This window comes from Pseudomonas sp. 43A (genome assembly GCF_013363935.1).
Taxonomy (GTDB): Bacteria; Pseudomonadota; Gammaproteobacteria; order Pseudomonadales; family Pseudomonadaceae; genus Aquipseudomonas; species Aquipseudomonas crudilactis.
Genome location: NZ_CP054880.1, coordinates 2,281,703 through 2,308,700 on the forward strand (window position 1 = coordinate 2,281,703; position 26,998 = coordinate 2,308,700).

The 26,998-nt window shown below is 50.9% G+C and carries 21 protein-coding genes; 12 read left to right on the top strand and 9 right to left on the bottom strand.

Annotation, left to right across the window (positions count from 1 at the left end):
- Nucleotides 1-219 precede the first annotated feature (219 nt).
- The 6 genes from HUW52_RS10180 (at nucleotide 220) to HUW52_RS10205 (ending at nucleotide 10,183) form a co-directional block, all read left to right on the top strand.
- Nucleotides 220-1,038, top strand: a complete 819-nt coding sequence (locus HUW52_RS10180) for an ABC transporter permease (RefSeq protein WP_175553541.1) — start codon at nucleotides 220-222, stop codon at nucleotides 1,036-1,038.
- Entirely contained in the window at nucleotides 1,028-2,374 is a 1,347-nt protein-coding gene (locus tag HUW52_RS10185) for an ABC transporter ATP-binding protein (RefSeq protein ID WP_175553542.1), read from the top strand. The genes HUW52_RS10180 and HUW52_RS10185 overlap by 11 nt, the downstream gene beginning before the upstream one ends.
- Nucleotides 2,371-5,796: a glycoside hydrolase family 99-like domain-containing protein gene (locus tag HUW52_RS10190; RefSeq protein ID WP_016986941.1), complete on the top strand. Its 3,426-nt coding sequence runs from the start codon at nucleotides 2,371-2,373 to the stop codon at nucleotides 5,794-5,796. The genes HUW52_RS10185 and HUW52_RS10190 overlap by 4 nt, the downstream gene beginning before the upstream one ends.
- Before the next feature lie 16 nt (nucleotides 5,797-5,812).
- Nucleotides 5,813-6,949, top strand: coding sequence for a glycosyltransferase family 4 protein (locus tag HUW52_RS10195; protein WP_026000734.1), 1,137 nt, complete (start codon nucleotides 5,813-5,815; stop codon nucleotides 6,947-6,949).
- A gap of 76 nt (nucleotides 6,950-7,025) precedes the next feature.
- Nucleotides 7,026-9,158 (top strand): glycosyltransferase family 39 protein, encoded by a 2,133-nt coding sequence (locus HUW52_RS10200; RefSeq protein ID WP_175553543.1) that lies wholly within the window; start codon nucleotides 7,026-7,028, stop codon nucleotides 9,156-9,158.
- Between the two features lie 32 nt (nucleotides 9,159-9,190).
- Entirely contained in the window at nucleotides 9,191-10,183 is a 993-nt protein-coding gene (locus HUW52_RS10205; RefSeq protein WP_016986937.1) for a glycosyltransferase family 2 protein, read from the top strand.
- Nucleotides 10,184-10,267: 84 nt separating this feature from the next.
- Here the strand turns inward: HUW52_RS10205 and HUW52_RS10210 are convergent, their stop codons facing one another.
- The 6 genes from HUW52_RS10210 to cysC all read right to left on the bottom strand — a co-directional run bounded on the left by HUW52_RS10210 (nucleotide 10,268) and on the right by cysC (nucleotide 17,384).
- Entirely contained in the window at nucleotides 10,268-11,686 is a 1,419-nt protein-coding gene (locus tag HUW52_RS10210) for a mannose-1-phosphate guanylyltransferase/mannose-6-phosphate isomerase (protein ID WP_016986936.1), read from the bottom strand.
- 59 nt (nucleotides 11,687-11,745) lie between these two features.
- On the bottom strand, nucleotides 11,746-12,720 hold the full coding sequence (locus HUW52_RS10215) for a GDP-mannose 4,6-dehydratase (protein ID WP_016986935.1): 975 nt from the start codon (nucleotides 12,718-12,720) through the stop codon (nucleotides 11,746-11,748).
- 85 nt (nucleotides 12,721-12,805) lie between these two features.
- Nucleotides 12,806-13,837, bottom strand: a complete 1,032-nt coding sequence (gene gmd, locus HUW52_RS10220; protein WP_175553544.1) for a GDP-mannose 4,6-dehydratase — start codon at nucleotides 13,835-13,837, stop codon at nucleotides 12,806-12,808.
- A gap of 279 nt (nucleotides 13,838-14,116) precedes the next feature.
- Nucleotides 14,117-15,094 carry a glycosyltransferase family 2 protein gene (locus HUW52_RS10225; protein ID WP_246376023.1) on the bottom strand — a complete coding sequence of 326 codons (978 nt, stop codon included), beginning with the start codon at nucleotides 15,092-15,094 and terminating at the stop codon, nucleotides 14,117-14,119.
- Between the two features lie 314 nt (nucleotides 15,095-15,408).
- Nucleotides 15,409-16,797, bottom strand: a complete 1,389-nt coding sequence (locus HUW52_RS10230) for an FAD/NAD(P)-binding protein (RefSeq protein ID WP_175553545.1) — start codon at nucleotides 16,795-16,797, stop codon at nucleotides 15,409-15,411.
- Complete coding sequence (cysC, locus tag HUW52_RS10235) at nucleotides 16,794-17,384, bottom strand: adenylyl-sulfate kinase (protein ID WP_016986931.1); 591 nt, start codon at nucleotides 17,382-17,384, stop codon at nucleotides 16,794-16,796. The genes HUW52_RS10230 and cysC overlap by 4 nt, the downstream gene beginning before the upstream one ends.
- Nucleotides 17,385-17,695: 311 nt before the next feature.
- Here cysC and HUW52_RS10240 point away from each other — a divergent pair, with 311 nt between their 5' ends.
- The 4 genes from HUW52_RS10240 (at nucleotide 17,696) to fabF (ending at nucleotide 22,451) form a co-directional block, all read left to right on the top strand.
- The gene (locus HUW52_RS10240; protein WP_016986930.1) at nucleotides 17,696-19,690 is read left to right on the top strand and encodes a nucleoside-diphosphate sugar epimerase/dehydratase; all 1,995 of its coding nucleotides are present in this window, start codon (nucleotides 17,696-17,698) and stop codon (nucleotides 19,688-19,690) included.
- Between the two features lie 112 nt (nucleotides 19,691-19,802).
- Nucleotides 19,803-20,138 carry a ComEA family DNA-binding protein gene (locus tag HUW52_RS10245; RefSeq protein WP_016986929.1) on the top strand — a complete coding sequence of 112 codons (336 nt, stop codon included), beginning with the start codon at nucleotides 19,803-19,805 and terminating at the stop codon, nucleotides 20,136-20,138.
- 212 nt (nucleotides 20,139-20,350) lie between these two features.
- Complete coding sequence (locus HUW52_RS10250; protein ID WP_175553546.1) at nucleotides 20,351-21,154, top strand: SDR family oxidoreductase; 804 nt, start codon at nucleotides 20,351-20,353, stop codon at nucleotides 21,152-21,154.
- A 22-nt stretch (nucleotides 21,155-21,176) separates the two neighbouring features.
- Nucleotides 21,177-22,451, top strand: a complete 1,275-nt coding sequence (gene fabF, locus HUW52_RS10255) for a beta-ketoacyl-ACP synthase II (protein ID WP_016986927.1) — start codon at nucleotides 21,177-21,179, stop codon at nucleotides 22,449-22,451.
- On the opposite strand, the gene HUW52_RS10260 is transcribed toward fabF, so the two are convergent.
- The 3 genes from HUW52_RS10260 to eat all read right to left on the bottom strand — a co-directional run bounded on the left by HUW52_RS10260 (nucleotide 22,448) and on the right by eat (nucleotide 24,801).
- Nucleotides 22,448-23,002 carry a TetR/AcrR family transcriptional regulator gene (locus HUW52_RS10260; RefSeq protein WP_175553547.1) on the bottom strand — a complete coding sequence of 185 codons (555 nt, stop codon included), beginning with the start codon at nucleotides 23,000-23,002 and terminating at the stop codon, nucleotides 22,448-22,450. The two genes, fabF and HUW52_RS10260, sit on opposite strands and share 4 nt — an antisense overlap.
- Before the next feature lie 137 nt (nucleotides 23,003-23,139).
- On the bottom strand, nucleotides 23,140-23,307 hold the full coding sequence (locus HUW52_RS10265; protein WP_007908505.1) for a DUF2897 family protein: 168 nt from the start codon (nucleotides 23,305-23,307) through the stop codon (nucleotides 23,140-23,142).
- Nucleotides 23,308-23,436: 129 nt separating this feature from the next.
- Nucleotides 23,437-24,801 carry an ethanolamine permease gene (gene eat, locus HUW52_RS10270; protein WP_007908507.1) on the bottom strand — a complete coding sequence of 455 codons (1,365 nt, stop codon included), beginning with the start codon at nucleotides 24,799-24,801 and terminating at the stop codon, nucleotides 23,437-23,439.
- A gap of 399 nt (nucleotides 24,802-25,200) precedes the next feature.
- Between eat and kdpF the strand changes: the two genes are divergently transcribed.
- Both kdpF and kdpA read left to right on the top strand, forming a co-directional pair.
- On the top strand, nucleotides 25,201-25,290 hold the full coding sequence (gene kdpF / locus HUW52_RS10275) for a K(+)-transporting ATPase subunit F (RefSeq protein ID WP_007899818.1): 90 nt from the start codon (nucleotides 25,201-25,203) through the stop codon (nucleotides 25,288-25,290).
- An 8-nt stretch (nucleotides 25,291-25,298) separates the two neighbouring features.
- On the top strand, nucleotides 25,299-26,993 hold the full coding sequence (kdpA, locus tag HUW52_RS10280; RefSeq protein WP_175553548.1) for a potassium-transporting ATPase subunit KdpA: 1,695 nt from the start codon (nucleotides 25,299-25,301) through the stop codon (nucleotides 26,991-26,993).
- The last annotated feature ends 5 nt before the right edge of the window (nucleotides 26,994-26,998 follow it).

Consider the following 26,998-nt stretch of genomic DNA (forward strand, 5'->3'; position numbering starts at 1 on the left):
CGGTGGTATTGGCAGATGTTTGTGTTGACACGTTTCTTGTCGAGTGCTAGTCGGGCTTTGAATGTGTTTCGAAATCACAGCCCAAGTGGCGTGTTTGGCCTAATTATGCGAACCTAAGAGGTCGATTCGGCTGGTTCAAGATTTATGGCGCTCGCTCTTCAAACAGGTCTGAGTTGTCGAAGATATTAGAGAGTAAGAAATGATAGAGGTCAGTAACTGATGCGAGCTTTCTCATCATCACCTAAACAGATGATCCTTAGTCTTTACCTGAATCGTGGTTTGATTAGAGCATTAATCGAACGCGAGGTGGTTGGACGTTATCGAGGATCGTTCTTAGGGATCCTCTGGTCATTTTTTAATCCGATTTTCATGCTTGCAGTGTACACATTTGTATTCAGCTTCGTTTTTAAAGCCCGTTGGAATTCGGGCAGTGATTCGAAAACCGAGTTTGCATTGGTTCTTTTTGCCGGTCTGATAATGTTCAACCTTTTTGCGGAGTGCGTAAGCAAGGCGCCAAGTTTGATTCTGGCGAACGCAAACTATGTGAAAAAGGTGGTTTTCCCACTGGAGATTCTTCCTTGGGTCGCGCTGGGATCCGCGTTGTTTCACGCAGCAGTTAGCATAATAGTATGGGTGTCTGTATATGCCATTCTATTCGGAGTACCTCACGTTTCTATTCTGTTATTGCCAATGGTCATATTGCCGTTGGCATTTCTGATTCTGGGTTTGACTTGGGCACTTGCATCGCTAGGCGTATATTTGCGTGATGTCTCCCAATTTATTGGCTTGATCATTACAGTGTTGATGTTCCTTTCGCCGATATTCTATCCAGTAGAGGCCTTGCCTGAGGAATATCGTTATTTGTTGAATTTTAATCCGTTGACCCCTGTTATCGAAATGGCCAGATCAGTAATGTTTTGGGGACAAGTTCCCAATGTGATCAGCTGGTCGATCTATCTGCTGGGCTCGGTTGTTATCGCATGTTTGGGGTTTGCCTGGTTTCAAAAAACAAGGAAGGGGTTTGGCGATGTGCTCTGATGTCGCAATTAAGGTTAGCGAAGTCAGTAAATGCTTTCATATTTACGACAAGCCGCGGGATCGCCTTCTGCAAATGCTTACGCCCGACACCAAAAAATATTATCGCGAGTTTTGGGCGCTAAAGTCCGTTTCTTTCGATATAAAACGGGGAACAACCGTTGGTATCGTCGGAAGAAATGGCTCGGGAAAGTCAACCATTCTACAGTTGATTTGTGGGACGTTGAGCCAGAGTGAGGGTGAGATCAAAACGGTTGGCAGGATCGCTGCCTTGCTGGAGTTGGGCTCCGGATTTAATCCAGAGTTTACCGGACGTGAAAACGTCTACATGAACTCAGCTGTATTGGGCCTGACAAAAAACGAGGTCGATAGCCGATTCCAGGAAATAGTTGATTTTGCAGGCATTGGTTTGTTTATCGACCAGCCTGTTAAAACCTATTCAAGCGGAATGTTGGTTAGATTGGCGTTTGCGGTAGCGATCAATGTCGATCCGGAAATTCTGATCGTCGATGAAGCGCTTTCCGTCGGAGATGAGTTATTCCAAAGGAAATGTTTTGCTCGGATTGAAGAGATCAAGAATAAGGGAGCAACAATTCTTTTTGTATCTCATTCCGGGACAACAATTGTAGAGCTCTGTGATAGTGCGATCCTCCTCGACTCCGGTGAGATGCTGGCAATGGGATCTCCAAAGGAGATCGTCGCCAACTATCAGAAATTGCTATATGCCCCTGCGGAAAAGCGCAATGAGATTTGCGATGAGATTCGTCAATCGGTGGTGTTGGGCAAGGAGAGCGGCAGCTCCGCCTCGCACACTGCTGAGGTTGCGGTGCGCAATGAAGCTGACCAACTGGAGTTTTTCGATCCGCACCTGAAGTCAATTTCGACGATTGAGTTTGAATCCCATGGTGCCTATATTTCAAACCCGCATATTACGAACGATGCTTTACAAGTCGTAAATAACCTTCACCGGGGGCGAGTTTACAGATACTCGTTTGACGTAAAGTTCGATTTTGCGGCAACGGGCGTACGGTTCGGTATGGTAGTTCGCACAACGACGGGGTTCTCACTAGGCGGCGCTCATAGTTCATCCATGAAGAACTCCATGGCCAAAGTAGAGCAAGGTACCACGCTGAATGTCACTTTTGATTTTACGTGCTCGCTCAATCCTGGAACGTACTTTCTAAACGCAGGGGTGTTCGGCTGCGTGGACTCAAGTGGAGAGGAGACCGTACTCCACCGGCTAGTCGATGCGTTCGTTTTCAGAGTTTCCCCTATTCAAGATAACTTGGCGACCGAAATTATCGATTTTGGCTGTGTTTCAGGTGTGGCAAAGATATGAAAGAATTATTTTCTGATTTGTTTATTTCCTCGCCTAATGGCGGCGGGTTGTTTTTTGTTTGCGAAGGTAAAGTTGTTCAGTTGGACGGTATCAATACCGTCGGTCTGGGCTTCAGTGCTGATTATTTCTTCAGAGCAGTCCAGCCTGATCAGTTGTGGGCTCTTGGTGAAAAGACTTTTATTATCGATGAAAGTGTTGCTGATATTGGTGATATTCACGATGTCATCGCACTGAACGGGTTTTTCTATGTTGTCGGAACAACCCGAAATGAAGTCGTCAAATTCGATGCCAGTGGTCGCGAATTGCGCCGGTGGCGGATGCCCGGTGAAGAAGACTCTCAGCACCTTAATTGTTTGGCAGTATGGAATGGTAAGATCGTTTACTCCGCGTTCGGAGAGTTTTCAGAGCATCGAGGCTACAAGGGAAATACCCTTGAACAGGGTTTTGTAAAAGATCTTGAAAGCGGAGATGTGTTGATTCGAGGACTTTCCCAGCCGCACAGTGTGATTCAACATGGTCAGAATTTGCTGATTGCAAACTCTGAGATGAAAGAACTGTGTGAATTTTCCCCCGAAGGTATTCTGGTTCGCTCAAAGAATCTTGGTGGCTACACAAGGGGTATATGGGTCAAGCAAAACGTGATCTATGTGGGATTGAGTCGATCCAGGAACATTGACGCGCTCTCCTTGGATACCGCTGTCGTATTGGCATTGGATATTGGCAGTTGGGAAGAGCTTGGTCGAATCACCGTTCCTGCTAACGAGATCTACTCGATTGTCTCCGTCGAAGCGGGAACCCGACTATTGTCGACTCTGGTTAGTCTGTTCAGTCAATCTACGACGTTCTTGAGCAATCTGGCGGAGGAGAAGCTAAAAGTACAGGCCTCAGCCTATGAAGCTTTATTGGGCTTCAAAGGAAACGACGATAGTTCTAACGGTGTTCAAACGGAATTCTTTCTTTCAATGCACGAATATTTTCGAATTGAGCGTGAACAACTCATATCCGCTCAGCAACAATCTCGTATTGAAGTTGAAAAACTTTTACTTGCAAAAGCACAACTGAATAATCAAGTTCTAGAATTAACCAATAGCCGGGATTTATACCAAGGCATGGTTGATGAGATCAGAGCGTCTACAAGTTGGCGTCTGACTTCTCCACTTAGAGCTATAGTCACTTTCAAAAGGAAGGTCATTGTGGTGTTAGGAACACTGATACTGAGGTGCTACCGTGCCTTGCCAGTTAGCCAGTATCGTAAGCAAAAGCTGAAGAGTTTTGCATTTACCTATTTTGGTTTGTTTTTCCAGCGTTTTGGTGCGTACAAAACCTGGAAAGAGTTTCGTAAAGTTGACAAGCATTGGGATAATCCGGCTCCCGTCAGTTCCGGGTCGGTTAGCGATAACGTTATCGTGAGCGTTGACCTGCCACGTGCCGATGGCGTTTGGGAGTGGAAGGACTATCACTCGGTTAAACAACGCATCGTCGCTGAGAAGCGCAAGTTCATGGAGGATCGTCGGATTGAGCCGGTCGAACTGATCACTCTTGATTCCTCTACATTGGCCAGCGTCGCGACGGGCCTCCGGTTTCCGGAGCTGGTGGCAAACCCGAAAATTTCTATCATTATCCCGGTATTCAACAACCTTGCGCTTACTTTGGAGTGCTTGAGTTCTATCGCCAAATACAGTGGTTCTAAAGTTTCCTACGAAATCATAGTCGCTGATGATGCGTCAGTAGATGACACGCCACGGGTACTTGAACTGATAAAGAATATTCGTTACGTCAGAAACGAAAGTAATCTTGGCTTTTTGAGAAACTGCAATAACGCTCTTGAAATGGTGAAGGGCGAATTCACGCTATTTCTTAATAACGACGTTCAGGTAACAAAAGACTGGCTTGACACACTGCTAGCGACTTTTGTTGATTACCCTAATGTCGGAGTTGTCGGGCCAAAATTCGTATATCCGACAGGCCATTTGCAAGAGGCCGGTGCAGCACTGATGTCCGACGGAAGTTCGGTGATGGTGGGCTTGAATCAGGATGCGAGTCTGCCGAGATACAATTATATTCGTCGTGTCGATTATGTTTCTGGTGCTTGCCTTCTGTTACCTACGCCGGTGCTGAAGGAGATTGGAGGATTTTCGGAAGAGTTTCTGCCTTGCTATTGTGAAGACAGTGATCTTTGTTTGAGTGTCAGGGCTAAAGGCTATGATATTTACTACAATCCATTAGCAACAATTGTTCATCACCTGTCCAAAACGACTGACAGTGTCAATGAAGAATTTAAGCGGTCCTGCATTGCAAACAATATCAATACATTGCAGGCAAAATGGGGGCCAACACTCGAGCAGCACTCGACTCCGAGAATCATCAGCTTCTACCTGCCGCAATTTCATCCGGTAGCAGAGAATGATCAATGGTGGGGCAAGGGGTTTACGGAGTGGACTAACGTAAGTAAGGCTCGTCCAAACTTCGAGGGTCACTATCAACCTCGATTACCTGCTGATATCGGCTATTACGACCTGCGCTTGCTGGAAATTATGGAGCAGCAGGCTGAACTGGCGCGTAAATACGGCCTGCATGGTTTTTGCTTCTATTATTACTGGTTTGATGGAAAGCGTTTGCTTGAACGTCCGGTCGAACAGTTGCTTGAAGATAAAACCGCCGATGTTCCGTTTTGCCTGTGCTGGGCAAACGAAAACTGGACACGTCGATGGGATGGTCAAGAAAATGAAGTCTTGATGGCGCAAGCACATTCCGAAGAGGATGACAAAGCAGTTATCAGTGACTTGATCCGGTTTTTCCGCGATGAACGCTACATAAAAATCGATGGTCGCCCGCTGATATTGGTGTACCGAGTCACGCTGTTTCCTAACTTCGCGGAAACAGCTGCGAGATGGCGACAGGTATGTCGAGAGCAGGGGCTTGGCGAAATCTATATCGCTATGGTTGAGTCTTTCGAACTGGTTAGTGCCGGCACGCCACCTGCGCAATTTGGTTGTGACTCCGCTGTGGAGTTTCCGCCTCAGGGCTTGGCCGAACAGAAGAAACCTTCAGGAAAGTTGCTGAATCCGGATTTCAAGGGAAGCACGGCGGATTATCGCGATTTGGCAGTGAGGTACGCAACCAGACAAGCGCCTGCTTATACCCGATTCAAAGGGGTGATGCCGGGTTGGGATAACACTGCACGTCGTCAGGATAATAGCTTCTGTTTCGAAAATGCCTCTCCGGGAGCATTCCAAGCCTGGCTTGAAGATGCACTTGAGGAAACCAGGCATCAGAATTTTGGAGATGAGCAGATCGTTTTTGTAAACGCTTGGAACGAATGGGCTGAAGGTGCGTATCTGGAACCTGATCGTCGCTACGGGCACACATATCTTGAAGCTGTGAAGAATGCTACCGACGCATCGCTTTTGTTGAAAAAATAACAGACTGGTTAATATTATGACGCGTACTAGTGTGGTTAAAGATGATGTATGTCTGGTGGGGCATCCCTATGCTCCTATTGGTATGGGCGAGCATATTCGCGCTTCCTTCCGGTCTTTCAAGCGAGTTCATCAAACTCCAAATCTGATTGATATATATCAGATTGAAGCGCCCTCTGACGTGGAGTTGGAGGAATTTTCGGGGGTTATCGCTAAACGATTGGCACCCATCAATATTTTTCATATCAATGGGAACGAAGTTGAGCAGGCTCTTAAGCACCTTGCCAATCTTCATGAGATCTCCGGATACAACGTTATCTATCCGCTCTGGGAGTTGCCCAATTATCCAAAAGTCTGGGCTGACTACCTGGATAAGTTCGATGAAATCTGGGCACCTTCGAAGTTTATCCTGGATGGATTGTCAGAGGCTTGTTCCAAGGACGTCTATCACATGCCATTGTCGTGTGAGATCAGCCTTGATGGCTTTCTAGGCCGGCGGTATTTTGGTATCCCTGAATCGGATTACACCTTTCTGTTTTTTTACGACCTCCGCTCGTACTCGACCCGAAAAAATCCAGAGGGCGTGGTGGCAGCGTTCCGCAAACTCCTCGAGCAACGTCCCTATTCCAAAGCTCATCTGGTTATCAAGGTTAATGGGGTCGAAACCAATCCGGAGGCTTTCAAGGAGTTAAGCGAGCAGGTCAAGGACCTTCACCAGCAAGTCACACTGATTCACCGCGGTATGAGCAGTAACGAGGTGAAGAATCTGGCCCGATCGTGCGACTGCTTTGTTTCGCTGCATCGATCTGAAGGGTACGGCTTTGGAATTGCTGAAGCTATGGTTCTGGGCAAGCCGGTAATTGCCACCTCATACTCGGGGAACCTTGATTTCATGAGTGATGATGTTTCTTTGCCGGTTCAATATTCGCTAATTCCTGTCCTCGAAGGAGAGTATCCTTTTTACGAGAATCAGGTTTGGGCGGACCCGGATATCGAGCAGGCAGCAGATTACATGGTGAAACTTGTTGATAACCCCGGCCTTGGACGTGATGTGGGCAAGAAAGCCAGCACTCATATGCGTACTCACTTCAGTTACCGACAGACCGGTCTTCGCTATGCGGAAAGGCTGGCTCAGATTCGGAAATTAATCTCCTGACCTGATTGGTACAGGTTGCCGATGTCATGTGCCGAGAGGCACATGACAAAGAAATAATCAGGCTGAGAGAAGGGTGATGATAGTAAATCCGTTTGGCGACAGGTTCAGTATTTCCTTGCCATATTTATTGCTGATTGCAGCAATGCTGTTTTTTGGTTTCTCGGTTGTCGCGGGCACACCGATATTCGCATCTGATGAGTATGTTTACTTTATCAGCGGGAAATTTTCCTCTGATCTTCAAATGATTCATGAAAGAGATCCATCTCTCCAACAACTAACAAATGTACTGTATTTTTCGATCGTTCGTTTTTTTTATAATGTTTTCAATGAACAGTTTGTTATTGGTTACAGGCTTGTACATATCGCAGAGTATCTGACTGCCGCGGTTGTCTTGTTCAAGACGGTGTCACCGACTCTAGGTCGCAATTATAGTGTGTTGGGAGTGTGCGCATTTTTATTGCTACCGTCCCAGATATACATTTACGCCGTAATGCCCGAAGTCGAACTGGTACTGCTTTCTTCGATTCTCGGATATGTGATGGTACGTGGCTACACAAGTCGTCCATATCTGGCATGTGTGCTGGCGGGCGTCCTGGTGGCGGTTGCGATTCTGATTAAACCCCATGCTCTGGCGATTATGCTTGCCGTAATCGGGGCTATAGCGGTATACCGGATCTCTATTGATAAAATCGGTTACCTGAAACGCAGTGCGTTCCATGTGCTGATTTTTATCGTGTTCGCTTATTTAACGACTGTTCTTATATGGGGAATGCTAAGCGGGGTGTGGAGTTTCAATCCATCCAACGCACTGGGGCTTTCGTTTTATGGGCAGTATATCGAGCCCGCATCTGGAAAAGTCACCCTCCTAGGAAAAATTATTCTTTTCGGTTTGTATTTTTCGCTGCATGCAGTTGTTATTTGCATGGTTTTTGCGCCGGTGATTTATTGGGCGGTAGCCGGTACTTTTCGAGGATTATCCAGACCGGCCGATTCGCTATCCTCAGAATCTGCAAAGCTGATGCTGGCAGTCTTTGCTCTGGCTCTGATCGGGGTGCACGTGGCGATGACGGCGTGGTTCACCGCCGGCGCAGCCTTGTTAAAGGATAGTGAAGCCTTTCGTTTGCACGGACGTTACTTAGGGCCCGCAATAGTGTTACTGCCGGGACTTTATTTTTATGCGGTTGCTCAATGTCCCGAGAAAAATCGGAAATTAATGCTTGGCATTTCGTTATTGGCAGTAGTTCTGTCGTTGTTCTTGGTCAATGGGCTTATCAAGATCTACCCGTGGGATAACCCGCTGCTCTTTGCTTTCTTTAATAGCAAGAACTGGTATCTCTGGAACTATAACTCTCAGTTTGGACATTGGGGGTATGTGCTGTACGCGGGCCTGCTTGCTGGAATTGTTTATTGTGTAAGCCGGACGCGACTGTTTTTTCGAGGCTACACAATATTCTTGTTTGCAATATTGGTTGTCGGCTTGTTGCAGAATTACTCTTGGCTTGTTAAGCACTTATCAAATAATAAAGATGTATCGAGTAAAACCCGGGTATTAGGTCAATTGATAAATGCCGGTGATTATGGCGATGGCGTGCTGGTATCTCAAGAAAGGTTCGGCCGAGAGTCCTACGCGCTGTTTAATCTAGGGAAAGCAGTTCGGCCTCTTGATCGGTTACCAGGGAGTGTAATTACCGGTCAGGACATCGCAGGGGCAGACTGGCTCGTGGTTGATGGGGATTATGATCTGCAAATGAAAACCACGTTAATCGCGGATCTAAAGCCACTGAGATTTTATTTGATTGAAAGTGAAGGAACTCTTGCCGCAGGCGAGAAAATCTCGATAGACCTCAAGAAAGCCGGCAACCGAAGCGTATTCCGCGGGTTCAACGAGGCTGAAGAATGGGGGGTATGGACATCGGAGCGGGAAGCTTCGATCAAACTGTCCAAAGAGGTTTCTGGAAAGCTCAAGGTCAAAATTTCCGGATGGGCCCTCAAGGAGAATACCGTGGAGCCAGTTGAGATCAGGATCGGTGGAACGGTAACTCCTATAAAGATGAGTGATGTCCGGGAAGATTATGAGTTCTCCGTTGATGTTAAGGAGCCAACACAACATATTTTGGTGTCGTCAAAACCCTTGAAACCGCTCGGGTCGACCAGAGCGTTAGGTGTAGCACTCTCCTCGCTTTCAGTAGAAGTGATTTCAGTGCACTAAACTCACTTGTATATTTAGATGATGAGAGTGTCATGAGCAAAAATCGAGATAAAATAGCTGTCGTTATTCCTTGCTATAAGGTGCGAGCGCATATTGAAAAAGTCATTGCCGGTTTTGGTGACGAGGTCTGGCGGATTTACGCAGTAGATGACAAATGCCCGGAAGGTTCCGGCGATTACATCAAAGAAATATGTACAGATCCACGCGTAGTTGTTTTATACAATGAAATCAACCAAGGGGTTGGTGGTGCTGTAATGACCGGCTATAAGCAGGCGATTGCTGATGGCGCGGCGGTAATAGTAAAAGTTGATGGTGATGGGCAGATGGACCCGTCTCTTGTATCGTTCTTTGCTGAACCTATCCTCGCAGGTGAAGCGGATTACACTAAAGGTAACCGCTTCTATGACCTTGAAGAACTGCGGGCTATGCCGGGTATCCGGATTTTCGGTAACGCTGTCCTTTCTTTTATGACGAAGTTCTCATCGGGCTACTGGGATCTATTCGATCCTACCAATGGATATACCGCTATCCATGCTGATGTTGCTAAACACCTGCCGTTTGAAAAAATCAGCAAACGCTATTTTTTTGAAACGGATATATTGTTCCGTCTGAATATTCTTCGGGCGGTAGTTCAAGATGTTCCGATGGATGCGACTTACGGCGATGAAGTCAGTAATTTGAAAATATCGAAAATTGTTGGCGAGTTTTTGATGAAACATTGCCGAAATTTTTTCAAGCGAATTTTCTACAATTACTACCTGAGGGATTTGTCCATAGCTTCTTTCGAGCTACCCATCGGTGTCGCATTGATGGTGTTTGGTGTTGTGTTCGGTCTAGGGGAGTGGATCTCGTCGATCAATAAGGGAACGGTCACGCCAGCAGGGACGGTTATGCTTTCTGCCCTTCCAATCTTGACGGGCTTGCAATTGATACTGGCATTCATTTCTTATGATATTGCAGCAGTCCCTAAAAAACCTTGGCATCGCAGATTGCTGGATCGATATAAAACAGATGATGCCAAATAATGGGTTGCAAGTGCTGCTGATGGCGTGCAGGTAGGCTGTTGTTATTTAGTTAGCCCTGGAAACCCGGGCTAACTAAATATTCTTTTACTTTCTTCCGTATATATCATCAAACCGAACGATATCATCTTCTCCGAGATAACTTCCGGATTGTACTTCAATTAGCTCCAGCGGTAGCTTTCCTGGATTATGAAGGCGATGTACAGAGCCTAATGGTAAGTACGTGCTTTGGTTCTCTGATAGTAACAGCACTTTGTCGTCGCAAGTGACTTCTGCAGTGCCTGAGACGACTATCCAGTGTTCAGCCCTATGATAGTGTTTCTGCGAACTCAGAGAGGCACCAGGTTTGACAATGATTCTCTTCACCTGGAATCGCGCTCCAGAGTCGATTGAGTTGTAACATCCCCAAGGGCGATAGACGATTCGGTGAGAAAGATGCTCGGTACGATTCGATGCTTTAAGTTTGTCTACAATTGACTTGACGTGCTGCACCTTGTCTTTGGCAGCGATCAGTGTCGCATCAGGTGTCGACACAACGATTAAATTATCAATTCCCACAGTGGCGATCACATGACGGTCATGGCTCATGATCATACTGGCTTGGGTATCAATAGTGATAACGTCACCCTTGATGTGGTTCTGGTTTTCGTCCTTTGGTAGAACTTCCCAAAGAGCCGACCATGATCCGATATCATTCCAGCCACACTCAACTGGAATAACTGCCGCTTTCTTTGTTTTTTCCATCACCGCGTAATCGATGGATACGTCTGGCGAACACTCAAAAGAGGCTTGTTCCAGCCGGATGAAGTCCATGTCTTTGTCGGAATTCTTTACCGCATTGCTGACATTGGTTAATACATCCGGCGCATAGCGGGCAATTTCACTTATGAAATCAGCAGCCTTGAACATGAATATTCCGGAGTTCCAGTCGTAATCGCCGGATTCGAGGTATTCAATGGCTTTGGGCAAGTCGGGTTTTTCTACAAATTTATCAACTGCAAAAGCCGAAAAGCCAATGGTTTTTCCGCGACGAATGTATCCAAATCCTGTTTCTGGAGCTTGCGGGCGTATACCGAAAGTTAATAGATGCCCTTTCTCAAGCAGTGGATATGAATCTGTTACTGCCTTTATGAAGCTGTCGCTATCATAGATTATGTGGTCGGCCGGAAAAACGATGATGTTGGCGTTGCTGTCGATTTCTTGTGCCAACAACGCAGCCGCGGTGATTGCAGGCGCGGTATTTCTTGCGACAGGCTCCAGAATAATGGCAGCTGGTTTGCCTTCCAGTTGAGCCCGTGCTTGTTCGGCCGCTACGAAGCGATGCGTTTCACTGCAAACAATAATAGGCGCTTGCGCTTCAGGGAGACGGGACGCTCTTGCCAACGTTTGCTGAAAGAGCGTCTGCTCTTCATCAACCAGTGCCAGAAACTGCTTTGGTAAGTCCCTGCGGGACAGTGGCCAAAGCCGCGTTCCGCTTCCGCCACTCAAAATTATTGGAATTAACATCTATTTATCCCTGAGATTTGCTTCTCTAGCAGAAAAAGCTTCGGAGGTTGCGCGTACCATTAAAGCGCACGGTTGCGAAGGGCGGCGTTTTTCGATTGCTCCCTCCAATAGTTTAGAAGCGATCCTAGCGCATCCTCAATCGACTTCTCTGGGTGCCAACCGATATCAGTGGTTATCCTGTTGTTGCAGCCCACGGCAAACGGTATATCGGAAGGACGAAGCCTTGCGGGATCAAGTCTAATATCAATACTTGCATCGCTTTGGCTGAGCATCATTTCAAGCAGCTCTCTGATTTTGTAAGCCCTTCCTGAGCATATATTGTAAGTATTGTGCGGCAGGTCGTTTTGCTTCGACTCTAACAACTTGATATATGCACGACAGACATCGTGTACATCCAGAAAATCTCTATTGGCATCGAGATTTCCTACGTGGATGACTGGTTCTTGTTTGGAGTTTTCAATCATGGCGATTTGCTTGGCGAAAGAAGCCGTCACAAACTCGGGGGATTGCCCTGGGCCGATATGATTGAAAGGGCGCGCGATTATCCCTCTCAGGGATGTTGCGAAGTATTGACCAATCGCCGCTTCAGTGGCTAATTTGCTAGCCGCATATGGATTGAGTGGCAGGCATTTGCTCTCCTCATTCAAGGGGATGTTACTTTTGAATGCTGATCCATAGACTTCTGAAGAACTTACAAATAGCGAAAAACAATCTGGCGCTTGGGTTTTGATCGCTTCCAGAATGTTAATTGTGCCGAGGACGTTTGTTTCCCATGTCAGATAGGGGGCACTGAAACTGGTGGCGACATTGGAAATGGCTGCTAAGTGGATAAGGTGTGTCGGCTTTACTTTTCTGACGGCAGCCTCGACTGCTTTACCGTCACGAATGTCAAGATTGATGGATTCGTAATCGCCTGACTGTGATTTAGCAGGTGATGTGGTCGTGCAGGTTACCTGATATCCCGCATTGAGCAGGTGCTCAAGTAAAACGTTACCGACGAATCCGTTGGCGCCCGTTAAAAGTAGCTTTTTCAATGCTTGTCACCTCTGGATTAAAGCCGGCTGGCTCACCTCATGACCTTTCCAGGAGTGATGAGCCAGAAGAGGGCACGGTTTTCTCTTAGAACGAAAATCCTATCTGATTTCTTTTCATATCCGCTTCAACCATCATGCGGCACAGTTCTTCCAGAGATGTTTTTGCTTCCCAGCCGAGGGTTTCCTTGGCCTTGGTGGCGTCGCCCAGTAACAGATCTACCTCGGTAGGGCGGTAGAACTTCGGGTTCACCGATACAATCGTATTGCCTGTAGCTGTATCGATACCTTTTTCCTGCTCGCCGTTTCCTTCCCAGGCAAGATTGATATCTACGGCTTTACAAGCCAGAGAAACGAAGTCACGGACCGTTTCTGCACGATTAGTTGCCAGAACAAATGTGTCCGGTGTCTCCGCCTGGAGCATTCTCCACATGCCTTCGACATACTCCTTGGCATAACCCCAGTCGCGCTTGGCATCCATGTTGCCAAGTTCTAGAGTTTTTTGTTTACCAAGTTTGATTTTAGCAACGGCATCGGTAATTTTTCGAGTCACGAACTCTCTGCCACGAAGCGGGGATTCATGATTGAACAATATTCCGCTTGTCGCAAAAATATCATACGACTCTCTGTAGTTGATGGTCATCCAGTGTGCGTATAGTTTGGCAATGCCATACGGGCTTCTTGGATAGAAAGGCGTGTCTTCTTTTTGCGGAATAGCTTGAACTTTACCAAACATCTCCGATGTCGACGCCTGGTAGTAGCGAATTTTCTTGTTAACGATACGGATAGCTTCGAGCAAATTCACTGCGCCCAAGCCTGTAATCTCTGCTGTAGTGAGAGGCTGGTCGAAAGACACTCCAACAAAACTTTGTGCCGCCAAGTTGTAAACTTCAACAGCCTCGGTGGATTCCAGCAGGCGAATGCTTGCGGAGAGGTCAGTCAAATCATATTCGACCAAATGCAGATTCGGATGATTTTCGATGCCTAGTTCTTCAATGCGCCAAAAATTGACAGAACTGGTCCTGCGATAGGTGCCAAATACGGTATAGCCCTTTTCAAGCAGGAGCTGCGCCAGGTAGGCGCCATCCTGACCAGTGATTCCTGTAATAACGGCTTTCATTTGTGGTCTCCAGACACGAGGTACTTTCCAAAGCTTTTTTTAACATTATCGCGTTAGCTAAAATGTTCATCGGTTCAATCCGACTCGACCTTCGATTTTACGATATGCAGGAGGCTATTGCACTGTTCGAATGAATTTTTAGCCTTCAGGAGGCTAACGGAGGGAGGTGTTTCGGACCTGTGCAAGTGATGTCAAATTTTCGGCGGCGAACGAGGCTGTTTTTCTGAAGGGAGAGGGCTGTTCTGGAGGCGTTACAGCCCGTTCTGTCAGCAGGTTCTGTCAGAGTTTGTTCAAGATCGTTGCAAGGGCCAGGCTGATATTGCCCGCCACGGTTTGTCGATATACACCGGACTTTACGATGAGTGCGATCCGCCCAAATAAATGGCTGTTTCTTGCTTGTTCAAAAATCTCAAGTGTGGCTTTGTTCTGCTCGGTTAATAATGTTTTGAAGGAATTTATTATGACCAGATTGTGATCATTCCATTCGATGAAACTACCACTCAGCACCTTTCTCAATCGGCTCACACGTTCGCGCAGGTTCATGTTTCCGCCTATCAAATTGTTTTCGTGTTGCCGGTAGAGAACAGTAGGCTCGGGATCATAGACCACATGGCCGCCACATCCACTTACGACCAGATAAGTAATCCAGTCGTGGGAGATGATCTTCTGGTTGCTGTCGATACGCTTCAGCAATTCACGACTTTGTTGATTGATGAGCATGGTGTTGCCACCGGCCAGGCTTTGTACCAAAGCATTTTTGAAACTCGGTAAGGCTTGAAAAAGCGGAGACATTTCGCTTTTGGTTTGCGTGCTTCCAAATAATAACGTGCGTGAGCAGTATAAATTGGGTGCATTGCCAGGAGTGTTTGAGAGGAGATGTAAGCTTCTTTCGAGTTTGTCCTTGAGCCAAATGTCGTCCTGATCGGAAAATGCAAAATAATCTGCGTCAATTTCTTCGCGATTGATCAATGACAGGAAGTTCTTGGCGAAACCGTCTTGAGGGCCCTGGAAGATTTGCAGTCGCTCTTCGCCTAGTTGCTTTTTATAGCTTTCAAGTATTTGGAGAGTATCATCAGTTGAGCCGTCATCAGAGACGTATATCTTCCAGTTCTCATGGGACTGATCGATGATCGAGTCGATTTGCTGAGAAAGATATTGCTCACCATTGTATGTGCAGAGCAACACCCCGATTACTGCTTTAGAGCGCTGAGGAGGTGGCTTGCGGTCGGGGGCGTTTAGAAATGACTGATTTTCCAAAGGTGAGTCCGTTGTCCCTGAATTTTATGGAGATTGGCCTTGTTTAAACGGCATGGTTAGTGATTATACAGGTCTGATTGCTCCCACGCACCGCACTGCAAAATGTAATGGTTGTATCTATAGGGGACGGGTAGACACAGCTTTGAATAAATTAATGTTCCTGCGTTGGAGTGCCATCTTTACCAATGATTCTCCTGTTTATTGTACAACTGCCCCCAGTGACGCTTGAGCAGAAGTAGCGAGTCCTCCCCCTGGCATACCATGCTTGTGGTGGCAGTACGCTCGGGGAGGGTTGATGTGTGAAATTGACCAGACTAGGCTTTCAATGCTTCTTCATTGAATAATCTAACAATTTTTTTCGCTACTTCCGACGCATGGATACGTAGCTCAGGGACGGCGGTCGCTTCCCATAGATTCGCTTTCAGCATCGGCCCTACATAACTCAGCCAGGAAGAAGCATTTCCTGTCTGATCAATGACTGCCAGATCCTGAGTTACGTTGATTCCGAGTCCGTATGCGTCAATGCTGATCAGGTTTTCAAGCACCAGGTTTTTGATCAACTCTTCATTTATAAGCGAAGGGTTTGAATTCGGGCCGGTGCAGTTGATGATGTAATTAAAGGTCATATCTGTCAGATGCTGCTCACCTCGTAATCTGACCGATACTTTGGCGCCGGATGCGATCTCTTCAGCGCAATGCAAGCGGCCTGCGAGAGTCCTTATTTTTTTTACTTTAAGGCTCGCATCAAATACCTCATATGTCGCAGGCGCCACACGGTGGCGGTGCACATCCCAGTAGGGTTGCAGGTGGCGTAAGAATCTACGGCGCTCCTTGTCGGGAAGGTTCAGCCAGAGTTTGGGCGTTATAGGACGAATCGCCGCGATTACATCTCGCCAATTCATTTCAGGGTTGCTGCTTATATAACTTCTGATCGTGCGGAAATAACCCAGAATGTCGGGGACTTTTTGCGTCAGTTCCAGAGTAAGCTCAGGATGCGAGTGTGTCGAACCTCTGCTGACTCTGTGTGGAATGGGGAGCAAACCACGCCGGGAAAGCATTGTTATTTCGCCTGTGTGGTTCGATTTTTTTAAACTCGAGATCACATCCAGCGCCGTCAGTCCTCCACCGACCAGCAAGACTGGCGAGTCACTGTCCCGGAGCTTCGATATATCGTTCGACCAAGGATCTTTGATGAAGCACGGAGAATCCTGTAGCGGACGCAATGCTGCGGGTGACAGTGGCGGAAAATGCCCGAGCGCAAGAATGATCTGGTCCGCAAGTATTACTTCCCGGGTATCCAGTTCGATCCTGGCGCCTGTCTCAAACGGGGAAATGCGCTTGGCATTGCCGGTGATCTGCTTGAAATCAACGCGTCCACGCGCATCTGACTCCGCTTTGGTCAGCAAAGACTCCAAATACTCGCCATACATTTTTCTAGGCGTAAAGCAGTTCGAAGTGATGTCCTTGTCCTGAGATTTGCAGTAATCAAGATACGAGTCAGGTTCGGTGACAATTGCTGACATATTGCCAGCAGGTACATTCAGAAGATGTATCGCACTGTTAGTGCCATAAGCAAGGCCTCTGGCCAATTGTCCTGAACGATTGAGAATAAGGAGTGTGGAACCCTCAGGTGCTGTACGTAAAAATTCAATCGCTGCCACGGTCCCGCTAAAACCGGCTCCGATAATTACGAGAGACTTCATATGTACACTTCTTTCAGATACTTGAGGATTTGCGCTACGCAAGTATTCACATCATGTTCGAGTGTGTTGATGCGAATTTCAGGATTTTCAGGGGCCTCGTAAGCAGAATCGATGCCGGTGAAGTTCTTGATCAATCCTTGCTCTGCTTTTTTGTAGAGCCCCTTGGGGTCCCTTCTCTTGCACTCGGACAGCGGAGCGTCGACGAAAACCTCTATGAACGACTCATTGCCGACTACTTCCCGCGCCAACTGCCTGTCTCGGTGGAATGGAGAAATAAATGCAGTGATGACAATCAGGCCGGCATCGATGAAGAGCTTGGAAACCTCGGAAACTCGCCGGATGTTTTCCACTCGGCTGTCGTCGCTGAATCCCAGATCCCTGCACAACCCCATGCGCAGATTATCCCCGTCAAGCAGATAGGTGTGGTTGCCTGCTTCACATAGCGCCAGCTCCAGTGCATTGGCCACTGAGGATTTTCCGGCTCCACTCAGTCCAGTCAGCCAAATTACGACAGGGCGCTGATTTTTTAATGAGCTTCGACGCGCCGCGTCCACAGACTGTGTATGAACGGTAATATTTTTGGACATTTTGGCTCGTGAATTCGATTGGGTTTTCAATTGAAGTGCGACGGGGCGGTCATAAATGTCAGCGAAACTCGTCAGCGGAAACTCCGAAGTACTGCCCGACGCGTCAATTTTACGACAATTTCCTTGTGCCGCTTAGGTTACGATTGTAGCGAGGCTTTACGTAAAATGCTCGCTCGCTGGATGAAGCAAAAAGCGTACCGGCCAGCGCGCTTGTCCGGATAGTGCTTTATTCGTTTCTGCTTGTTCCAGCGAGGTGAGTACAATGAAGATCGCTGTGATTAAGGAGTGGGCGTCACGCTCAGAGAGGGGTAATGGATAAGGTACGGACTTTGTTGCTTGGCCTGCCTCGCAGGCAGAAAAGGCTGATTCAGGTCGCGACGGATGTCGTGCTCGTATGGCTCGCGCTGTGGTTGGCCTTTATCGTACGTCTCGGCATCGACGATATGTACAACCCGTTGAAGGTCCACTTCTGGCTTTTTGTCTGTGCGCCGGTCATTGCAGTGCCTCTTTTCATCCGGTTCGGCATGTACCGGGCGGTCATGCGTTATTTCGGTAACGATGCGCTCATTGCCATTATCAAAGCGGTCAGTCTGTCTTCATTGATTCTCGCCCTGGTGGTTTATTGGTACAGCAATCATCAGGCTGTGATTCCTCGCTCGATCATTTTCAATTACTGGTGGCTCAGCCTTGTCATCATCGGCGGATTGCGTTTGTGCATGCGCCAGTATTTCATGGGCGACTGGTTCGATGCCGCTCAACACGTTCCGTTCACGAGTCGGGATGACGGGCTTATCAAAGTCGCTATCTACGGCGCGGGTGTGGCCGGGAATCAGCTTGTCGCGGCGTTGCGAATGGGGCGTGTCATGCGCCCCGTAGCTTTTATCGATGACGATGCCGGGATTGCCGATCGGTCCATTTCCGGACTTCAGGTCTACAAACCCAAGCATATTCAACAAATGATCGATGAAACGGGGGCGCAGGAAATACTGCTGGCCCTACCGTCTTCGACAAGAGCACGCCGCAGGGAGATTCTGAATCTGCTGGAGAGTTTTCCGCTCCATGTGCGCAGTGTTCCCAACTTCACTGATTTGGCCAGCGGCAGGGTAAAGGTCGAAGACATCCAGGAGGTTGATATTGCCGACTTGTTGGGTCGCGATGCAGTCCCTGCGCAGCCTGATCTGCTTGAGCGTTGCATCAAAGCAAAGACCGTCATGGTTACGGGAGCTGGCGGTTCGATAGGTGCCGAACTCTGTCGGCAAATATTCGCGCTGAATCCGACCACACTGATTTTGTTCGATCACAGCGAGTTCAACCTCTACAGCATTCTTTCCGAGCTCGAACAGCGTGGGCGTCGGGAGTCAACGCCTGTCAGGTTGCTGCCGATTCTCGGGTCTATTCGTGATCAGCACAAATTGCTCGATGTGATGGCCACCTGGCAGGTCGAAACGGTGTATCACGCCGCCGCTTACAAGCATGTGCCGATGGTTGAGCACAACGTTGCTGAAGGCGTACTGAACAATGTGATAGGTACCCTCAATACTGCGCAGGCAGCTTTGCAGTCCGGGGTTGCCAACTTTGTCCTGATCTCGACCGACAAGGCGGTACGGCCGACGAATGTGATGGGCAGTACCAAGCGCTTGGCGGAGCTCACGCTTCAGGCGCTCAGTCGCGAAGTCGCACCGGTGCTATTCGGTGACAAGGCCAATGTCTCGCGAGTGAATAAAACGCGTTACACGATGGTGCGCTTTGGCAATGTGCTGGGTTCCTCCGGATCAGTGATCCCTCTGTTTCACAGCCAGATCAAAGCAGGTGGTCCGCTGACCGTCACCCACCCGAAAATCACCCGTTATTTCATGACCATTCCGGAGGCCGCACAACTGGTTATCCAGGCCGGTTCGATGGGGCAGGGTGGAGATGTTTTCGTGTTGGACATGGGGGAACCGGTGAAAATCGTTGAACTCGCCGAGAAAATGATTCACCTGTCTGGTCTGAGCATTCGTTCCGATCGCAATCCACAGGGTGATATCTCCATTGAGTTCACAGGGCTGCGTCCTGGCGAAAAGCTCTACGAGGAGCTGTTGATCGGCGACAACGTTGCCGCCACACCCCACCCAATGATCATGACTGCCAATGAAGATCACCTGCCGTGGGAAATATTGAAAGCACGGTTGAGCGAACTGCTTATGGCGGTTGAGGAAGATGATTACGCCAGGGTCCGTCAGCTTCTGCGCGAAACGGTCAGTGGCTACACGCCTGACGGTGAAATCGTCGACTGGATCCATCAGCAGCGCCGGCTGGAGCCTTGATTGTTTCACATTCTGTAACTCACGCATTTTTGACATGCGCCTGCCATGACCTAAGTTTGAGGAGCAGCTTCGGAAAAGCTGCTTTCTCAAACGATGACATGGAGCTTCATCAATGCGTACGGGTTACTTTTATTCGCTGATTTTTGCCTTTCTCAGCAGTGCTTCAATCGCCACTATTGCGGCGCCTGTCGCACCTTTGGTATCTGAAAAGGCGCCTTTGGTTACGCATTCTGCCGCGATTTCACAGAGTACAAAAATCGATCTTAACGACGCCGATGCGGCAACCTTGCAGAAAGAATTGTCCGGCGTAGGTGAGGCCAAGGCGAAGGCGATTGTTACGTATCGCGAAACAAATGGTCCCTTTGCCTCGGTCGATGAGCTGCTGGAAGTAAAGGGGATCGGCAAGGCCATTCTGGATCGCAATCGCGAGAAGCTGGAAGTCAACTAAGCTGATTATTCAACGCCAGGGGGCCGGTCATTGACCGGCCTTTTTGTTTTGCCTGATAGGGCACAACGGGAAGACACGCGGATGTTGGTCGGATCAGTAAAAATTACGGCTATCATATTGAGCTGAGATTATGCCTATAATAATTTGGCGTCTTCTGCATCGATTACACATCAGAGATTGTTTGTCCTCTCAGGTATTTCAGGAGCATTGTCATGAATTCTGTCCAGTCTCAAGGTACGGCAGTGGTAACGGGGGCATCTTCCGGTATCGGTGCGATTTACGCTCAGCGGTTGGCCGCACGCGGTTTTGATCTATTGCTGGTCGCTCGTGATCAGGAGCGTCTGGACAACACCGCGAGTCAATTGCGTGATGCCCACAGTGTTCAGGTTGAGGTACTCAAGGCGGATCTCACGCACAAGGATGACGTGGTCAGGCTGGAGCAGCGTCTGCGCAGCGATTCGAGTATCAGTTTGTTGGTCAACAACGCGGGTGTTGCCGCGGATGGTCTGCTGGCCAATGCCGATCCAGAGAAGCTGGAGCGTTTGATTCAGCTCAATGTCACCACGGTCACCCGATTGGCATCGGCTGCTGCGGCAGGTTTTGCCAAAGCCGGTCGCGGCACGATCATCAACATCGCCTCTGTGGTGGCGCTGTTTCCGGAGCGCTTCAACGCTACCTACAGCGCCAGTAAAGCTTATGTACTGAGCCTCACCCAATCACTGAACAGCGAACTCGAAGGCACCGGAGTACAGGTCCAGGCCGTGCTGCCGGGTGTGACCCGCACCGAAATCTGGGAACGCTCCGGTATCGATGCCAGTGCTATTCCGGCAGAAATGGTCATGGACCCGGACGAAATGGTCGATGCGGCGCTGGCCGGTCTGGATCAGGGCGAGTTGATCACCATTCCTTCGCTGCCTGATGCAGGCGAATGGCACGCCTTTGTTGCTGCTCGCCATGTCATGGCGCCGAACCTTTCCCGCAGCTCGGCAGCTCAACGTTACAAGTCCGGAAATTGAATTGATCAGAGGTCACCACGGTATGGATTCGCGTCGAATAGTCGTCACGGGCATGGGCCTGGTTTCACCCTTGGGCAGCGATCTTGAAGTCGTATGGCAGCGTTTGCTGGCCGGGCGTTCTGGTTTGCGTAACCTGCCTGAAGCAGTGGTCGCTGATTTGCCCACGCGAGTTGGCGGCGCGGTGCCGACGCTGGAAGAGGACGCTGAAGCAGGATTTGATCCGGATCGCGCCACGCCACCCAAGGAACAGAAGAAGATGGACCGCTTCATTCTGTTCGCCATGGAGGCTGCCCGGCAGGCGCTGGAGCAGGCTGGCTGGCATCCGTCAGAGAGCAAACACCAAGAGCGTACCGCAACGATCATCGGTTCCGGTGTCGGTGGTTTCGGTGCGATTGCCGACGCTGTACGCACCACCGACAGCCGTGGTCCTCGGCGTTTGTCGCCGTTCACCATTCCGTCGTTTCTGGTCAATCTCGCGGCAGGGCACGTGTCCATTCAACACGGCCTCAAGGGGCCTTTGGGTGCGCCGGTGACGGCGTGCGCTGCGGGTGTTCAAGCGATTGGCGATGCGGCGCGATTGATCCGCGCCGGCGAAGCGGATATTGCCGTGTGCGGCGGCGCGGAAGCCTGCATCGACCGCGTCAGTCTGGCCGGTTTTGCGGCAGCGCGGGCACTCTCGAGCGGTTACAACGACACCCCGGAGCGCGCGTCGCGACCGTTCGACAGCGGGCGTGACGGTTTTGTCATGGGCGAGGGCGCGGGCCTGTTGGTGATCGAATCCCTTGAGCATGCCCTGGCTCGTGGTGCGACACCGCTGGCGGAACTGGTCGGTTATGGCACCAGCGCTGACGCCTATCACCTGACCGCCGGGCCTGAAGATGGCAGCGGGGCGCGGCGGGCAATGACGCTGGCGCTGGCGCAGGCAGGTATTGCGCCGGATCAGGTGCAGCATCTTAATGCTCACGCAACTTCGACTCCGGTGGGCGACCTCGGCGAACTGGCGGCGATCAAAGCGTTGTTCGGCACGCAGAATAAAATCGCCGTGACCTCGACCAAGTCAGCCACCGGTCATTTGCTCGGCGCTGCAGGCGGGCTTGAAGCAATTTTCACGCTACTGGCGATTCGTGATCAGGTGGTACCACCGACGCTTAATTTCGACAATCCGGATCCGGCGAGTGCCGGTGTGGATATCGTCCATGGCCAGTCGCGGTCAATTCCGATCGAATATGCACTGTCCAACGGTTTTGGCTTCGGCGGGGTCAATGCCAGCGTATTGTTCAAGCGCTGGCAGGCTTAGTCCCGGTTCTTGAGGTGATCGCGGGTGACATCGAGGATGCGTTGCGCAAACTCGACATCCGCGACGCTGCGTGACAGCAGCAGCGCGCCGACCAGTGTCGACATGATAACGATGGCGCGGTCAGCGCTGTTCTTACCTTCGAGGCTGTTCTCGATCTGCTCCAGCCGTGCGTTGAGGACCACGTCACTGGTGGGACTCGGTTGCCCACGCAGGCCCAGCTCCGAAGAGATGGTCAGTAACGGACAGCCTTCATGGGGCGACGTTTGATGCCATTCGGACAGGTACGTCTCGATGAACACATCAAGCGGGTTGTCCTGTGAAAAAATCTCCGCACACAACCCGTCGACCTGGTTGCCGGCTTCTTGCAAAGCCTTCTCGACCAACTCGTCCTTGGATTTGAAATGTGAATAGAAACCGCCATGGGTCAAGCCCAGCGCTTTCATCAGGGGTTGCAGACCGGTAGCGCCGATTCCGTCCTTGCGAAAGCGTGCCGAAGCCTCCTTGATGATGCGCTGATGGGTCTGGGCTTTATGATCCTGCGAATAACGCATTTGAAACTCTCCGCAACAATGTCCCCATCTTAACCAAGGAAAATTAGATGGTGACTGTACTTCTACTTCTTAAAAGCGTGCAGATAGGTCCAATGGCTATAAAAAGCACAAACCCCGCCGATCAGGCGGGGTTGTGTTCAACGGTCTTGTGCATCTTTGGCATCAGCTTCGGCATTGCGTTGGGCAACGCGTCGGCGTTCTTCATCGGTCAGATCGACCTTGTTGGCGGTGTCGCGCAACATCATCAATCCGCCGACGATCGAGCCGATTGCTACCACCAGAATCAACCAGGCATACCAAGGCATAACGGCTCTCCTTAAGGGCAGGTCGACGGGCGAGGATTTCGCCGTGCGACGCTGCATACCACGTTTGAGCGAAGTGACTTCGCAGTGGTTCCATTCTAGGCCGCTTGCACCCGGTACACCCGAAATCCCTCAATTACCTGTCAGCATCGCATCGGCCGGTGCGTTGGCACGCAGTTGTCCGGTCAACAGGAAGTAGCCGAAACCGACTGCCATGAAGCCGAGGAAGATCAACCCGATCAGCGCGTTGAACCAGGCCATCGCCACCAGACACACCACCGCCAGCACCAATGCAATCAGTGGTATCAACGGATAGCACGGCGCGCGGAAAGTACGCTCCAGATTCGGTTCCGATTTACGCAGTTTGAACAGGCTGAGCATGCTCATGATGTACATCACGATGGCGCCGAACACGGCCATGGTGATCATCGCGGCGGTGAGGGTCATGCCGCCCAGGTTGATCAGACCGTCGCTGTAAATCGCGGCGATGCCGATGATGCCGCCGACAATGATGGCGCGGTGCGGCGTCTGGAAGCGTGAGAGTTTCGCCAGCGAGGCCGGTAGATAACCGGCGCGGGCCAGAGCGAAGAACTGCCGCGAGTAACCAAGGATGATGCCGTGAAAACTCGCCACTAACCCGAACAGGCCGATCCACACCAGCATGTGCAACCAGCCGGAGTTGTCGCCAACCACGGTTTTCATGGCTTGCGGCAGCGGGTCGTTGATGTTGGCCAGGGTGCGCCAGTCACCGACACCACCGGCAAAGAACATCACGCCCATCGCCAGCAGTACCAACGTCAGAATGCCGCTGATGTACGCCTTGGGAATCGTGCGTTTCGGATCCTTGGCTTCTTCGGCAGCCATTGCCGCACCCTCGATGGCGAGGAAAAACCAGATTGCAAACGGAATGGCCGCGAACATCCCGGCAATCGCCGGCGCGCCAAACACGTCAGATCCCGCCCAGCCATTGAGGGCGAAGTTGCTGAAGCTGAACGCAGGGGCGACCACGCCCATGAACACCAGCAATTCAGCCACGGCCAGCACGCAAACAATCAACTCAAAGGTCGCCGCCAGTTTCACCCCAAGAATGTTCAGGCCCATGAACACAATGTAGGCGCCGACGGCTGCGTGTTTCGGATCGAGTGCCGGAAACTGCACATTGAGGTAGGCGCCAATCGCCAGGGCAATGGCCGGTGGTGCGAAGACGAATTCGATCAGCGTCGCCAGACCGGCAATCAATCCACCTTTTTCACCGAAGGCGCGGCGACTGTAGGCAAACGGCCCGCCTGCGTGAGGAATCGCGGTGGTGAGTTCGGTGAAACTGAAGATGAAACAGGTGTACATGGTCGCGACCATGAACGAGGTCACCAGGAAACCCAATGTCCCGGCGACGCCCCAGCCGTAACTCCAGCCGAAATACTCCCCGGAAATCACTAGCCCCACCGCAATGCCCCACAGGTGCAACGTGCCCAGCGTGGGTTTGAGTTGTGTGTTCATGCGTTTGCTCCCTGAACGGTTTGGAAAGCTCAGCGGAGGGCGTTTGCAGCGGGCGTGCCATTGCGGTGAAACAAGTCGTAATGAGTTGAAAGCTGTCGTATCGGGGATGTTCGCGGGGGAATCGCTGCTTTTAGTGCGCCAGTTGAGTGCGATGTTGCTCGTTATGCCGTCTTCGCGAGCAGGCTCGCTCCCACAGGGGAATGCATTTCAAATTGTGGGAGCGAGCCTGCTCGCGAAGAGGCCCGGCCTGACGGCGCAAAAACCTGCTGTAACGCCCGCATAAACTCACTCTTTACGCTTTCTTTATGCCCAGCCAACACCCTCGCTCTCGTTCCTTTACAGCCTCCTTTCCGACAATGCCTCCACACGCGGCAATACGCCGTAACACGGAGATCTTCCATGAGCGTTCTGGACGGGGTGTCACTGCTATTGGCAGTGGGGCTGTTCATTTATCTGTTGGTTGCGCTGTTGCGCGCGGATCGGAACTAGGAGCGGCTATGCACAGTTATGACTATTGGCTGATCCTCGCGTTTTTCGCGCTGGTCTTGCTGCCGGCGCCGTTCCTCGGGCGCTTCTACTACAAAGTGATGGAAGGCCAGCGCACCTGGCTGACCCCGATTCTCGGCCCGGTCGAGCGCGGTTGCTACCGTATCGCCGGAGTCGATCCGCAGGCTGAACAGAGCTGGCAGAAGTACACGCTGGCACTGCTGGCGTTCAACCTCGCCGGTTTCCTGCTGCTGTTCGCGATCCTGTTGTTTCAGGATCACTTGCCGCTGAACCCGCAAAATCTGCCGGGCCAGGAATGGACGCAGGCGTTCAACACGGCGGTCAGTTTCATGACCAATACCAACTGGCAGTCCTACAGCGGTGAAGCGACCCTCAGCTACCTGAGCCAGATGGTCGGCCTCACCGTACAGAACTTCGTCAGCGCCGCTACCGGCCTCGCCGTGCTGGTTGCGCTGTGCCGTGGCATCGGCCGCAAGTCGACGAAAACCCTCGGCAACTTCTGGGTCGACATGACCCGAGCCACCCTCTACGGCTTGCTGCCGCTGTGCTTGTTGCTGGCGCTGTATCTGGTCTGGCAGGGCGTGCCACAGACCTTTGCGCAGTATGTGAACGCGGTGACGATGCAAGGCGTTGATCAAGTGATCCCGCTCGGCCCGGCGGCCAGTCAGATTGCGATCAAGCAACTGGGCACAAACGGCGGTGGCTTCTTCGGCGTCAACTCGGCGCATCCGTTCGAGAACCCGACCGCGTGGAGCAACTTGTTCGAAGTCGCTTCGATCATTCTGATTCCGGTGGCGCTGGTGTTCACCTTCGGCCACTACGTCAAGGACCTGCGTCAGAGCCGCGCGATCATCGCCTGCATGCTGGCGCTGTTCCTGATCGGCGGCGCGACCTCGCTGTGGGCCGAGTATCAGCCGAATCCGACCCTGAACAACGCTGCCGTTGAACAGACGGCACCGCTGGAAGGTAAGGAAGCGCGCTTCGGCACCACCGCCACCGTGCTGTGGTCGGTGACGACGACGGCGGCTTCGAACGGCTCGGTCAACGGCATGCACGATAGCCTCAACCCGCTCAGCGGTATGGTCGCGCTGGTCAACATGATGGTCGGCGAAGTGATCTTCGGCGGCGTCGGTGCCGGGCTCTACGGCATGTTGCTCAACGTGCTGATCGCGGTGTTCCTCGCCGGTTTGATGATCGGCCGTACGCCGGAATATCTCGGCAAGAAACTCCAGGCGCGTGAGGTGCAATTGCTGGTGGTGACCCTGCTGGTCATGCCGGTCGGCGTGCTGGTGCTTGGTGCGATTGCTGCAGCGGTTCCCAGTGCTGCGGCGACCATCAGCAACCCTGGTCCACACGGTTTCAGTCAGTTGCTCTACGCCTACACCTCGGCCAGCGCCAACAACGGCTCGGCATTCGGTGGTCTGAGCGCCAACACCCCGTTCCACAATCTGATGCTGGGCCTGGGCATGTTGATCGGTCGCTTCGGTTACATCCTTCCGGTTCTGGCCTTGGCCGGCAGCCTGGCGATGAAGAAAACCGCGCCGATCGGGCAGAACAGTTTCCCGACTCATGGCCCGCTGTTCGTGACCCTGTTGACCGTGACCATTTTGCTGGTGGGCGGCCTGACCTTCCTGCCAACCCTGGCGCTCGGCCCGATTGCCGAACACCTGAGCATGGGCTTCTGAGGACT